Below are 13,119 nucleotides of genomic sequence, written 5' to 3' on the forward strand. Positions count from 1 at the left end.
AAACCGGGGTCGGCCGCAGGTGTGGACGCGGGGGGGATTTGGACGCGGCGGCAGCTGATAGACGGCGTACGGGTGGCGGACTCGCACCGGCCCCCGTGGCGTGACGTGCCGGAACGCTACGGGCCGTGGGACCGGGTTTACGGCCTGTTCCGGCGCCGGCAGCGGGACGGCACCTGGGACAGGATCCTCGCCCGTCTCCAGACCGAGGCGGATGCCAAGGGCTTGATCACCTGGGACGTGAACGTCGACTCCTCCGTCTGCCGGGCCCATCAGCACGCTGCCGGGGCGGCGGAAAGGGGGGATCTCCAGAAGGAGCCGCCCGACGGGATCGCCGTCGAGCCGGTCGACCATGGACTCGGACGGTCCCGCAGCGGACTGACGAGCAAGGTCCACCTCGCCGTCGAGCAGGGGCAGAAGCCCCTGTCGAGCGTGATTACGGCTGACCAGCGAGGCGGCTCCCCGCAGTTCGAGCCGGTCCTGGAGGCGGTCCGGGTGCCCCGGCTTGGACTGGGTGCGTCCGCGCAAGCGCCCGGACCGAGTACGTGCGGACAAGGCATACGACTCCCGCCGTAACCGCTCCTACCTGCGTCGCCGCGGAATCAAGGCCACGGTCCCGGTCCCTGCGGATCGTGTCCGCAACCGACGGAACCTCGGCCTCAGGGGTGGCCGACGCCCAAGTTCGACACGACTGACTACAAGCAGCGGCACGCGGTCGAATTACGACAAGCTCGCCGTACGCTACGAAGCGACGGTGTTGATGGTCCCATCAACGAGTGGCTCTGCCCTCCGTAAATGCTTCGGCGGCACCAACTGGCGAGCACTAGTGTGCCCTCATGGGGATCAGCGTTCAGGTTCGGACATACACAGGCGCGGTCGAAGCCACGTGCGTTCATCGTTCCATCGCTGCCCTGTGCGGACGGGCGGCGAGCCGGAACCTGCCCCTGCTCGGATGCGTCGACCCCCACGACGACACCGTGTTCAACCGGTCGCAGCTCCGGGTTCTCATCCCGGAACTCCGGGCCTTGGCGGACAGCTCAACCGCCGAAGAAGCCGAGGCCGCGCACGAAATCCTTGCTCTGGCTGCTCAAGTCGAGCGCAAAACTCACCGGTATCTCGTCTTCAACGGCGACTGACGACGCCGCCCTGGCACCCGTCGGCTGAGCCCGCCTCGGGCCCACGGTCCGGGCACTCAAGCACGCGGGGCCATGCGGGGCGGAGGCGGCCGCTCGCTCAGCTGACGAGCCGTGCGGCCACCACGCCGTGCGTGGGGATCTGGACGGCCATGAACCCGCCCCGCGCCGCTCGCATCCCCCGCCGGTGTCCCGGTACCCCGGCGGCCAGGGACCCGCAGAGGGCTGACACGGCGAAGGCCATGTACGCCCTTGTCAAAGCGTCGCCGCCGCGAATGGATCTCGTGCCGACATTTCGTCGCGACGGTGCGGCGCCTGTCCGGCCTGGGGTACCTGCACCTCGCCTGCGCCCCGTGGGTCCCGGTGGCGTGCGGCGTGGCCTGCCAGCCTCACAAGCCACTTGCCTCCCCGGTCGTACCTGATCGGGGAGGCAAACTCACGTTCAGCTACGCGCTGTTCAGCGCAGAAGTGCGACAACCTGGCTGGCGAGAGCGACGTGCAGCAGCGCGCAGGTGAACCACGACTTGGTGTCACCCACACCATGCCGCACCACGCCGACCCAACCGACAACGGCCAGCAGGGCCGCAAGACCCCACAGCGCCCAGGCGATCACCAACCACGGCGTGGACATGCTCGAGAAGTACCTGATGGCCACCAAGGGGATGATGATGAGCAGCGGTAAGGCCCAGGTACCTTCGGTGACTCTCTCGTCGCCGGTCGCTTCGTCAGACACCCGACGTCCTCTCTGCGAATGAGTGGAAAGCACACAGGTGAGCGGGAGCCTAAGGTCAGTGGGTCAAGTGCCACCAGATGCCATACACAGACAGACCCGCCTCCGGATGCTGCTTTGACCATCCACCTTCTTCAAAAGGTGGACGACCTTCCCGGTGCCGCTTCCCGACGCAGCGGCCTGCGGCTGCGCGCTGACAGAGGCGGCCGCCGTCGGCCGGAGTCGACGCGGCGTTCACCACCGGGGTAGTCCCCAAGGGCGTACGGCGTGGCCGGACAGCACACGCACGCGCCCCAGCTCCTGGTGCCGAGCCAGACGGCGCTTGTCGTTGGCTGTGCGCTGCAGCTCGATCGTCCACACGGATCCGTCTCGCACTCGGATCAGTCGGCGCCTTCTTGGCCCAGGAACTCCGTCACCTCATCGTTCACATCGTCGAGGGCCTGCCGCTGGAGGGCCGGAGCGAGCTGGCCGTCCTGGTCGTGGCACCACTTGGTGCCGTCGACATCACGGAAGTGGACTCCAGTGGGACGGTGAACTGCGGCTCGAACCGGCCTTGGTCCCCGATCGTCACTTCCGCGCGTTCGCCGGGTGGGACGAGCCCACGGCCACGATCACGAGAGACTCCTCGCCCAGCAGGAGGTCGGCGAGCGGGGCGGGGACGCACACGACGACTTCGTGGATCGGCTGCGGCGAGCCGAGCCCCTAGGCTGGCGTGATGGGCAACGTCTTCGGCAGTGGCAACAGCAGCGGCAGTACGGATGACGACCTGTACCTGTCCAACGGCGGGACGGCCGCGTTCCTCGACGTGCTGTGGCTGGCCGTATCGGACCTCGCCCGCCGGCCGTGGGACTTCCGGTTCGCCGCGCTCCTGGCCCTGCAGGACCAGAGCGTCATGGGACGCGGGGTCGTCGGATTCGGCCTGGAGGACATCGACTGGGGCGGCACCCCGGACGAGCGGGCGCGGAACAAGGACTTCGTGCTGCGGGTGATCGACCTCGCGCTGGAACGGCGCCGCTGGGACGAGCTGGACTACGAGCCGCCGTACGTACCCGGCTACCTCCGGCGATACCGGGCCGCGGTCGTCGCCTTCATCCCGCCTCCGCGCCCCGCCGACGAGAAGGTCTTCCCGGCCCCGGACATGGCCCTCACGGCCTCCTGCGTCCGCCACCGGGTCCTGGACGCCCTGCCCCACTGGGCAGGTTGCGTCTTCTGCACCGGGGGCACGATGCGGTCGCCCGCCGACCGGGCGGGAGAGGAACCCACCGCCATGGCGCAACCCCTCGGCGGCGGCAGTCCGGCGCAATAGCCGACCGGTCTCCGTCTGACGTCGACGACGTCCGGAAGATCACATACTTGCCCTCAACCGCACTTGAGGTCCTACGTTCTCCGTACGGCCTGCCCCATGGGCGGGCCCGGAACCGAAGCGCCAGGAGGGGCATCCCATGACGACCGAGCAGACCCCGGACGCCGAACTCGCCGGGCAGTCGGCCGCCTACTGGACCGCGTCGCCTACGAGGCGCTCATCGCGTACACCCGCGCCCGGCAGGCCGAGAAGGGCTACACCCAGCCCCAGTTCTGGCTGCTGCGCAACCTGTCGGCGAACGACATCTCGCCCGACGGCGCGGGGATGCCCCTGACCGACCTGCGAGAGGCCATGGCCTCCTGCATCCGGCCCGAGGACGACCTGGCGGCGGAGTCCAAGGTGCTCGTCGAGCGCGGCTGGCCGACCCGGGACGCCGAGGACCGGCTGTGGCTCACCGAGAAGGGAGAACAGGCCCGCGTCGACCTCGCGCGCAACGCCCCCGCGATCCGCGCCGCCCTCCACCAAGGCATCAGCGACGCGGACTACGTCACCACCGTGAAAGTGCTCCGGCAACTGATCTGCGACGCGAACGGGACACCCGCCTGACAGACCGAGGGGCTGGTCGTTCACCTCATCGCGGGCCCGCGGCACCCGCTACGGCACCGCCGGGGCCACGTGGACGCGGGCGGGCACGGGGGCGACACCCCCGAGGAGCGCACGGCCTGGCTCGCGGGCCGCGGACCGCGCTTCCCGCCGGGCACGCCCGTCGGCACCGTCCGCCACCCGGACGTCGCCGCCCAGGTCTACGCCTCGCTCGGCCGACCCATCGACCCGCGCTGGACCCTCGACGGCCCCCCGTTCGGACAGCCGTCACCGGCGCCCAGTACCGGGGACGGTGCCGGCCGGGGTGTAGCGGTCGCCTCCGTGCGGGCGGCGGTCCGGGTGCCGCTGGTCATCACGGGGATGCCGGGGATCGCGTCCACGAGCCCGTCGACGAAGACGAACAGGGCCATGCTTGCCGTCGCCCTGATACACACGCTCCAGGCCGGTGAGCAGCACGCCGGGCATCCCGGCGCCCTCATCGCGGGCGACCTGGGACGCCGTCCGGCCGCCCTCCGGGACGTCCCGGTCGAGCGTGTCAATGACCCCGGTGCACATGCGGTAGCCCGGCTCCGAGGCGACGCGGGTCTCGCGCTCGCCGAAGTCGCCCTAGGGAGCGCGGCGTGTGTGCGGGGTGACTACTGTGTGCCCTACCCACGAAGACCGTGTCAACTGGCAGTTCAGCACGAAGAAGCGGTACACGCGGTGGAGCCGCCGGGAGGGAACAGGTATGAAGTCCGTCAGCGAGGTCGATCTGCTTGCGGCCCGGGCGCATGCCGGGCAGGTCGACAAGAACGGCGTGCCGTACATCGAGCACGTCCGCGCGGTGGCCGCCGGACTCACCCCGTTCGGTGACGACCTGGTCAAGGCAGGTCTGCTCCACGACATCCTGGAAGACACCGACTGGACCGCCGAGAGACTGCGTGAGACCGGGATCCCCGACCGGGTCGTCGAGATCGTCGAGGCGGTGACCAACGTGCCCGGCATGCCGTACGAGGAGAAGATCGCACGCATCACGGCCAGCCCACAGGCGACCCTGGTGAAGATCTCCGACAACGCTCACAACTCCCGCCCGGACCGGGCCGCCCAGCTACCGCCGGACAAGCGGGAGCGCCTCGATGCGAAGTACCGGTCCGCGAGAGCCCAGCTGTGGTCGGCCGCGCGCCAGGAGGACATCGAGGCGATCGTCCGCATCGTCAACCCACCGCTGCTCGCAGAGCTGAGCGAGCATGTCGCGGCACTGGACGGCCGCCGAGGAGCCCCTCGATCAGGCGGACCGGGCCCGAGGCCTTCGTGATCCGTCCCGGACCACCGGTCCACCCGTGCGCCGGGGAGTTCCGGCCCGGCGAAGCCGACGGCGCGGGGCGGAACGGGATCAGATGGGCAGCCCGACCAGCCCCCATCCGCGACGGTGGGCCTGAGTGACGACCTCGGCCCACCCGTGGAGCAGCTTGGTGAATTCTTCGAACCGCTCGACCCATTCCCCGGGGTCGGCGGTGACGTGGGCGGTGAACGGTCCGCGTAGCTCTTCGAGCCTGGGGACGACCGCGTCCCACGCCTGCGCCAAGGCGGGGACGTCAGGGGGTGGGCAGTAGGTCCACAGGGCGCCGTGCCACGGTTCGGCGTCGTCCTCACCAGGGTCGGTGCCGGTGCCGGGCGGGTCCCAGACGAGCCCGGCGAGGAAGGCGTCCAGCGCGGTGCGCAGGTCGTCCGGGACGTGCTCGCGCATGGCGTTCCACCGTTCGCCCGCCCAGAAGTGCGGCTTGTACGAGCCCAGGGTGCCGCCGAACTCGTACCGCCCGCACCAGGCCGGGAACCCCTCGGGGGCCGGTGGCAGCCAGGCCCAGCCGTCCTCGACCGGTCCGTCATCGTCGTCCGGATCCGCCGCCTCCATGAGCGCGCTCTCGCGTTCGAGTTCGGGGATGTTCTCCAAGTGACGCCAGTCCACTATGAGGACGGTGATGTCCGCTCCCATGGTCAGCACTTCTTTCTGCCGTGTTCCGGGTGGCTCCTACCGAGTCCGGTCGGTCAGGATCCCCCATTGTCCGTTAACGAGTTGTCGATCGTTTGTAGAGCGGCACCCGCGATGGTCGAGACCAGTACGCAAAGGACGTACCACCCAGCCGGAAAGGTCTCGCAATGTCGCTGAGAACGAACCGCCCGACCGTCACGCGCACCGCCTCCGCCGCGGCCGCCGTCCTCCTCGCCGCCACCGGGCTCCTGGCCACCGGCGGCGCGGCCCACGCCGCCGCGCCAGCCGCCGCCTCCGACACCCTCGCCAACGGCGGCACACTGGCCCCCGGCGCGAGTCTGGCGTCCGGTGACACCCGCCTCGTCATGCAGCAGAACGGCGACCTCGCCCTCTACACCACCGGTGCCGGCGGCGCCGAGGACCGGCAGCCGCGCTGGCATTCCGGGACCACCGGCGAGGGCAACAAGGCCGAACTGCGCGCCGACGGCAATCTCGTCGTCACCGCCCCGGACGGCGGCGCGCTCTGGCAGAGCCGGACCGGCAATGACGACTGCCGGCACATGCCGTGGACCAAACTCACCGTCCACCCCGGCGGGGACATGTCGATCCTGGCGACGACCGACAGCGAGGCCCCCTACTTCGTCCGGCTCTGGTCGGCCTCCTACGGGCTCCAGTTCCCCTGCGGTTCCCCCGCCCGGTGAACACCCCGGCCCCGGACCTGGCATTCGCTCTGCTCGGCCCGATGCGGGCCTGGTGCGACGGGCTGCCGGTCGACCTCGGGCAGCCCCGTTCGCACGAGGTGTTGGCGGTGCTGCTGGCCGCCGCCGGCCGGACGGTGTCGATGCCGCTGCTCGTGGACGCCGTGTGGGACGAGGGCGACCGGCCGTCCCGTCCGGAGCACTCGGTCCGTACCCACGTGTGGCGGCTGCGCCGGGCGTTGGCCCGGCACACCGCCGAGCCGTTGCTCGTCACCGTCGGCGACGGCGGGAGCGGGGGGTACGCGCTGCGCGTCCCCGCCCGTGCCGTGGACACCTGGGCCTTCGAGCGCGCCGCGGCCCGGGCCGAGGAGATCCGGGCCTCCGGCGGCACCGCCGGGCAGGCCCGCGAGGTCCTCACCGGCGCGCTGGAGCTGTGGACGGGCGAGCCGCTGGCCGGGCTCCACGGACCGCACGCCCGGACCCTGCGCGCCCGCCTCCAGCGGACGCGGCAATCCCTGCTGGAGGCCCGGCTCGCCCTCGACGCCGAGCTCGGCGACCGGCCCCACCTGGCCGCCGAAGCGGGCGCCCTCGTCATGGAGTTCCCCGCCAGCGAGCGGCTGCGCGCGGTACAGATGCTGGCGCTGTACCGCGCGGGCCGCCAGGCCGAGGCGCTGGGCGTCCACGAGGACACCCGGCGCCACCTCGGCACCGCGCCCGGCCCCGAACTGGCCGCGCTGCACCAGCGGATACTGCGCTGCGACCCCGCCCTGCGGCTGCCCGAGGACAGCGGCCCCCGGCCCCGCACACCCGGCCCGGGCGGCGCCTTCCCCTCCCCCGTCACCGGCTTCACCGGGCGCGAGGAGCAGCTCCGGGAGCTGACCGGGTTGCTGACCGGGACGGACGCCTCGGCCGTCGTCGTCTCGGCGGTCAACGGCATGGCAGGCGTCGGCAAGACCACGCTCGCGGTGCACACCGCGCACGAGCTCGGCGACGAGGCGTTCCCGGACGGACGCCTGTACGTCGACCTGCGCGGCGCCGACGCCGAACCCCTCCACCCGCACCACGTGCTGGAGGGCTTCCTGCGGGGGTTGGGCGTCGCCGACGAGGACGTCCCCGACGACGCCGACGAACGCGTCGCGCTCTACCGCACTCTGCTGGCCGACCGCCGGATGCTCCTGCTGCTGGACAACGCGGCCTCCTGCGAACAGCTCAGACCGCTGATCCCCGGCGCCGCCGACTGTGCCGTCCTGGTGACCAGCCGCGCCTGGCTCACCGGGCTCGCCGGGGCGCACCACCTGCGGCTGGACGTCATGCCGCCCGGGGACGCCCTCCACCTGCTGCGGCGCGCCATCGGCGACCGTGCCGTGGACGCGGAACCGGAGGCGGCCGTCGCGCTCGTGGCCGCCTGCGGACACCTCCCGCTCGCCCTGCGGATCGTCGCCTCCCGGCTGGCGGCCGAACCCGGCAGGCCACTGGCGGACATGGTCCGGCGGCTGGCGGACGAACGCCGGCGCCTGGACGAACTGCGCAGCGGCGACGCCGCCGTGGACGCCGCCTTCGAGCTCTCGTACTCCACTCTCACCCCCGAGCAGGCCCGCGCCTTCCGGCTGCTGGCGGTCCTCGACGTCCCCGACCTCGCCCTGCCGAGCGCGGCCGCCTTGCTGGGGCTGGGCACCGACGAGGCCGAGGAGCTCCTCGAATCCCTCGTCGAGCTCAACCTGCTGGAGTCGCACCGCCTGGACCGCTACCAGTTCCACGACCTCGTCCGTGCCTTCGCCCGGTCCCGGGGAGCCCGCGAGGACTCCCCCGGCACGACGTCCCGCGCCCTCGCCGGCCTGCTGGACTTCTGCCTGGCCACGGCCCGCAACGCGGACGCGGTCGCGCACTCCGCCGAGCCGGACGAACGCACGCTCATCGACGTCGTACCGGCCTCTCCCGGGCTCGCCTTCGCCACCGCCCGGGAGGCCACCGACTGGATGCGCGAGGAGACCGCCCTGCAACGGGCGCTGATCGCCCGCGCCTGCGCCGCCGACGACGGCCTGCCGTTGTCCCAGGCCGCCGACCTCCTCGACCGGCTCAACACGGTGCTCTCCGGCATCACCCACCTCACAGCGGTGTCGGAACAGGCCCGGCAGGTGGCCGAGGTCGCCGCCCGGCGGGGCGACCGGCCGTCCGAGGCCCTGGCGCGTTACGTGCGCGGGAACGCGCTGTGGCACGCCAACGCCTTCCCCGAGGCCGAGACCGAACTCCACCGCTGCCTGGAGCTCTGCGGCCACGACGCCGACCTGCGGTTGTGCGCCGCGGCCCATCTCACGCTGTGCGCCCACGCCCGGGTCCGCGGCCGCTTCGACGACGCGGTCGCGCACGGGGAGGCGTCGGTACGGTTCTTTCGGTCGCTGGACGCGGCGACCGCCGAGGGCACCGCCCTGGGCGAGCTGGCCTTCAACTACGCCCGCCAGGGCCGCCTCCCCGAGGCGCGGGCGGCGGCCGAGCGGGGCGCGGAGCTGCTCGGCGGGCGGGAGTCGGTGTCCAAGGCCATCGGCCTGTACTACCTGGCCCGGGTGCTGCGGCTGTGCGGGGACCGGGACGAGGCGCTGCGCCGGGCCGGCGCCGCCCTGCCGCTCTTCCGCACCCTGAACGTGTCCTCCTTCGAGGCCGCGTCGGGCAACCTGATCGCGGAACTCCACGCCGAGGAGGAGCGGTACGCGCTCGCGGCGCAGACCGCCGAGACGTTCCTGCCGCTCGCCCGCAAGGTCAGCGCGATGCTGGAGGGCGGTCTGCTCCGGACGCTCGGCCGCAGCCTCGTCCACCTGGGGCAGCAGGCCCGCGCCGGCGCCTGTCTGCGGGCCGCGCTGGAACTCTTCGAGGGGCTGGGCGCCGAGCAGGACGTCGCGGAGCTCCGCCGGCTGCTGGACGAGAACCGGCTGCCGAACGAGGACCGGCTGCCGGACGAGCACGCAACAGCGCCGTTTATCGCGCGGTGAACGCGGGGCGGCAGTCTCTGCCGCACGGCGAGAACCGCCGCACCGACCGTCCCCAGGAGGAACCCGTGAAGACCGCTCGCGCTCTCGCCACCCTCGGCCTCGGCACCTTGGCCACCATGGCCGCCGTCGTCTCGCCCGCCGTCGCCCAGGGAGCCGGGTCCGTCCAGACCAAGGCCGCCCAGCACTGCGTCGTCGACACCGTGAACGGCGGCACGTCCTGCTTCTCCAGCTACAGAGAGGCCATCTCCTTCGCCACCAAGGGCCGGGTCGCCGACGCGCCCAACGACACCCGGGCCGCCGCGCACGACACGAAGCTCCAGGAACGCCTCAGCGGTCCGCGCAGCGAGCACGGTGCCAAGCTCTCCAAGAACGTCAAGAACGCCCCGTCCGCCGCTGCCTCCGACTTCCGGGTCCTCGGCACGGTCTACCGTGACAAGGACTTCGGCGGCGGCTCCTACACCTACAGCGGCAACGCCGGCTGCAACTGGCGCTACACCGAGTTCGCCTCCATGGGCGACGGCTGGAACGACCAGGTCAGTTCCGTCGCCTCCGGCCAGTGCGACGTCACCCTCTACCAGCACTCCGACTTCCTCGGCTTCAGCCAGACCTACCGCGGTGCCGTCCCCTACGTCGGCGACGCCATGAACGACCAGGCCAGCTCGGTCAGCTTCGACCGCTGAACCGTCCCCACCGCCGTCCCCACGCCTTCCCCATGGCCCGAGAACCGCTGATGCCCCGCCGGACCTCTCCGGCGGGGCATCAGCCCACGTCGTCCGGGGCACACCCTCGCGGAAACCTCAGCGGTGCTCAGCGGCCGACGTCTCAAGCGCCCGGGAGAGGTCCTCCCGCGAGACGATGCCGAGTTTTCGGTACGCCTGGGTGAGGTGCCACTCCACCGTCTTGACCGTCACGAAGAGCGTCCGGGCGATGTCCCGGTTGCTCAGGCCCTCGACGGCGAGGGCCGCCACTCGTTCCTCGGAGGGCGTCAACGTGGACGGGGACCGCTTGCGGCGTCCCGCGCCGCGGGCCGGGGCCCCGAGCGACAGCAGCTCCTCCCGGGCCCGGCCGTGCAGCGGGTACGCCCCGCACTCCCCGGCGAGTTCGACGGCGAGCAGGAGTCGCTCGCGCGCCGTCGAGGTCTTGCCGACCCTGGCCAGCAGTCTGCCGTGGACGTAGAGGGTGCGGGCCCGTTCGAGGAGGGCCGGTGAGTCGTCCAGCAGGTCGACGGCCTCTTCCAGCAGCCGCAGGGCGCGGTCCGGGGTCGCGGTCGCGGCCAGGGTCCGCAGCACCACGGCCAAGGGGCGGGCCGCTCCGAAGCCGTGCGCACGGGCGAGCTCCTCCTTGCCCAGCTCCTGTGCGTCCCGCACCCGTCCACTGCGGTGGAGAGCCGTGACGATCGGGGTCCACATGCCCACCGACGCGGCCACCGGGCCCAGTTCCGTGTCGAGCCCTCGCCCCCTCAGCAGGTCGGCCACCCCGGCGTCGGTCTGCCCGAGTGCGAGCCGTAACCGTCCACGGGCGCGCAGCAGGGGGAGATGGACGGAGGTGTCGCTCTCGACGTGGAGCAGCTCACGGTCCGCCAGTTCGGCGGTGGCCCGCTCCAGCTCGCCCAGCTCGATCAGCGACTCGACCAGGGCGGCCGCCGCGATCGGTTGCGCGATCGTGGGGCGGCCCGCCGACTCGCTCGCCTCCAGCGCCGTCACGGCGAGTTCGGCGGCGGCGGGCACCTGACCGAGCTGTAGCTCGACGTACGCCCGCAGGCAGTGGTCGAGGTGGAAGAGATGACCTCCCCGGCGCCGGGCCTCGTCCGTCACCGTCCGCAGCGCGCGGCGCGCTTCCGGGAGCCGGTCGCAGATCGCCAGGGACCAGGACGCGGCGAGGGCCGCGCCCCAGCCGACGCCGTTCTCGGCGGGCGTGCCCGCTCGGCGCAGTACCCGGTCGGCCGAGTCCGCCATCCGTCGGGCGTCCGTGCCGTTCCACAGGTGTTCGAGGAGGTCCTGGACGTCCTGGACGTTCCCGGGAAAGCCTGTTCCGGCCGTCCGCTCCTGGATCCGGGCCAGGCGCTGGCGCCTGAGATCCCGGGCGCCGGGGGACAACCTGCCGATCCAGGACAGGGCGTCGTGCAGGTCCGCGCCGGCGGCCGACGCCGGGAGTTCGACGATGGTGTCGGCCAGTACGGTGACGGCTTCCTCGAACCGGAAGCCGGCGGCGAGCGCCCAGGCCAGGTCGTGTGCGACGGCGCCGCGCGCGTCCGGTGCGGAGGTGTGCTCCAGGGCTTCCCCGAGGTGTGCGGCGGCCGCCTCGTGGTCGACGGACAGCTCCGCCGTGCCGAGGCGGCTCAGGACCATCGGCAGATCACGGTCGGCGGGGGGCTCGCGCAGGGCGCGGCGCAGATAGGACACGGCGTCCGGCTCGCCCCGCGCGGTCGCGGCGGCGGCGGCGTCGAGGAGGCTTCTGACGGTCCGCTGGTCGGCCTGGGCGGGTGCTTCCAGCAGATGGCCGGCGATCTGCTCCGGTGAGGCCCCGGTGGTGGCCAGCGCACGTGCCGCGCGGGCGTGCAACCGGCTGCGGGTGGCCAGCGGGGTGCTGTCCTGGACCGCCGTGCACACCAGCGGATGGGCGAACCGCAGTACCGGTCCGTCGACCAGGATCTCCGCGTCGATCAGCGCGGCGAACGCCTTGTCGACCCCGGCGCCGGCGCGGCCGGTGGTCCGTTCCACCACCCATGGCTCCGTCGCGGGGCCCAGCACCGCCACCGCCTGGGCCAGTTCGAGGGACAGTTCCGGAAGGCCGCGCAGCTTGCGGACGATCCAGCGTACGAGACCGCGGGGCGCGCGGTCGGTCAGCGGGTCCGGGCCGGCCCCGGCCGCCCGCCCGGGTCCGGTGGCCGCCTCGTCGAGCACGGCCCGCACCAGCATCGGGTTGCCGTCGGTCACCTCGAAGAGCGACTCGGCGATCGCCGAGGGGTCGGGTCCGCCGATGGTCTCCGCGACGACCTGCTCCAGGGCCCGCAGGCTCAGCGGCGCCGGACGGAGCACGGTCGACTCGAAGGAGGTGACCACGGCGCTCAGCAGATCGGCGGCCGGCCCCGGCCCCCGGGGTTCCATGGCGACGGTCAGGACGATGGGGCTCCGCCCGACCCGGACGGCGAGGTAACTGAGGAAGCGCAGCGAGGGCAGGTCGGCCAGTTGCGCGTCGTCGACCACGAGGACGAGGCGCCGGTCACCGGCAAGGTCGAGAAAGACCCGGTGCAATTCGTGGAGCAGCGCGCGCCATTCCGCCGAGTGCGCCTCCTCGGGCAGTTCGCCGTGCAGCAGGTGCGCGATGCGTGATGCATGCAGCCGGGCGGACAGTTCCCCGCCCGGAGGGTCCTCGACCAGGGATTCAATCAGTTGGGCGACCACTCCCAGGGCGAATGGCGCCTCGAATTCGTTGCCCCTCGCATGGAGTACCAGGAACTTGCTGTCGACGGCCTTGCGGTGCAGGTCGTGAAGGAGGCTCGACTTGCCCGTACCCGGTGCGCCTTCGACTGCTATGACTCCACCGAATCCACTGCGCAAATCGTCGAGTTTTCGCTCGATGGCGGATATTTCGGCTTGCCGTTCGAGAAGTTCGGTGCGCGTTCTGTCAAATACATTAGTTACCACGGTCAGCGTTTCCCCGTATAGCCTGGCCGAGAACATTTCACTGCTATTTCACTTG

General features: G+C 72.0%; 11 protein-coding genes and 1 pseudogene. 8 read left to right on the forward strand and 4 right to left on the reverse strand.

The features are described from left to right. Positions 1–72 precede the first annotated feature (72 nt). The gene (locus tag IE096_RS01135) at positions 73–573 is read left to right on the forward strand and encodes a transposase (RefSeq protein WP_229819841.1); all 501 of its coding nucleotides are present in this window, start codon (positions 73–75) and stop codon (positions 571–573) included. A gap of 260 nt (positions 574–833) precedes the next feature. Continuing rightward, positions 834–1,133, forward strand: a complete 300-nt coding sequence (locus IE096_RS01140) for a hypothetical protein (RefSeq protein ID WP_189447450.1) — start codon at positions 834–836, stop codon at positions 1,131–1,133. 454 nt (positions 1,134–1,587) lie between these two features. On the opposite strand, the gene IE096_RS01145 is transcribed toward IE096_RS01140, so the two are convergent. Further along, positions 1,588–1,863, reverse strand: a complete 276-nt coding sequence (locus tag IE096_RS01145) for a hypothetical protein (RefSeq protein WP_189447451.1) — start codon at positions 1,861–1,863, stop codon at positions 1,588–1,590. A 712-nt stretch (positions 1,864–2,575) separates the two neighbouring features. Here IE096_RS01145 and IE096_RS01150 point away from each other — a divergent pair. Both IE096_RS01150 and IE096_RS01155 read left to right on the forward strand, forming a co-directional pair. Continuing rightward, entirely contained in the window at positions 2,576–3,166 is a 591-nt protein-coding gene (locus IE096_RS01150; RefSeq protein ID WP_229819842.1) for a hypothetical protein, read from the forward strand. A 136-nt stretch (positions 3,167–3,302) separates the two neighbouring features. Beyond that, a pseudogene (locus tag IE096_RS01155) lies at positions 3,303–3,769 on the forward strand (winged helix DNA-binding protein). Positions 3,770–3,966: 197 nt separating this feature from the next. Here the strand turns inward: IE096_RS01155 and IE096_RS01160 are convergent. After that, on the reverse strand, positions 3,967–4,176 hold the full coding sequence (locus tag IE096_RS01160; RefSeq protein WP_189447453.1) for a hypothetical protein: 210 nt from the start codon (positions 4,174–4,176) through the stop codon (positions 3,967–3,969). Positions 4,177–4,493: 317 nt separating this feature from the next. On the opposite strand from IE096_RS01160, the gene IE096_RS01165 reads away from it, so the two are divergent. Then, positions 4,494–5,060, forward strand: coding sequence for an HD domain-containing protein (locus IE096_RS01165; RefSeq protein WP_189447455.1), 567 nt, complete (start codon positions 4,494–4,496; stop codon positions 5,058–5,060). Positions 5,061–5,138: 78 nt separating this feature from the next. On the opposite strand, the gene IE096_RS01170 is transcribed toward IE096_RS01165, so the two are convergent. Continuing rightward, on the reverse strand, positions 5,139–5,738 hold the full coding sequence (locus IE096_RS01170) for a hypothetical protein (protein WP_189447457.1): 600 nt from the start codon (positions 5,736–5,738) through the stop codon (positions 5,139–5,141). A gap of 164 nt (positions 5,739–5,902) precedes the next feature. Here IE096_RS01170 and IE096_RS01175 point away from each other — a divergent pair, with 164 nt between their 5' ends. From IE096_RS01175 to IE096_RS01185, 3 genes are all read left to right on the forward strand, one after another. Beyond that, a complete protein-coding gene (locus tag IE096_RS01175; protein WP_189447459.1) occupies positions 5,903–6,436 on the forward strand; it encodes a hypothetical protein in 534 nt (177 codons plus the stop codon). Then, on the forward strand, positions 6,433–9,417 hold the full coding sequence (locus tag IE096_RS01180) for an AfsR/SARP family transcriptional regulator (protein ID WP_189447461.1): 2,985 nt from the start codon (positions 6,433–6,435) through the stop codon (positions 9,415–9,417). Before IE096_RS01175 ends, IE096_RS01180 begins: the two co-directional genes overlap by 4 nt. 65 nt (positions 9,418–9,482) lie before the next feature. Next, positions 9,483–10,097 (forward strand): beta/gamma crystallin family protein, encoded by a 615-nt coding sequence (locus tag IE096_RS01185; RefSeq protein WP_189447462.1) that lies wholly within the window; start codon positions 9,483–9,485, stop codon positions 10,095–10,097. A gap of 117 nt (positions 10,098–10,214) precedes the next feature. Here IE096_RS01185 and IE096_RS01190 read toward each other — a convergent pair whose 3' ends face one another. Continuing rightward, on the reverse strand, positions 10,215–13,100 hold the full coding sequence (locus IE096_RS01190; protein ID WP_229819843.1) for a helix-turn-helix transcriptional regulator: 2,886 nt from the start codon (positions 13,098–13,100) through the stop codon (positions 10,215–10,217). Positions 13,101–13,119 lie beyond the last annotated feature (19 nt).

Origin of the sequence: Streptomyces abikoensis, assembly GCF_014648775.1 — a bacterium.
In the GTDB taxonomy this organism is placed as follows: Bacteria; Actinomycetota; Actinomycetes; order Streptomycetales; family Streptomycetaceae; genus Streptomyces; species Streptomyces abikoensis.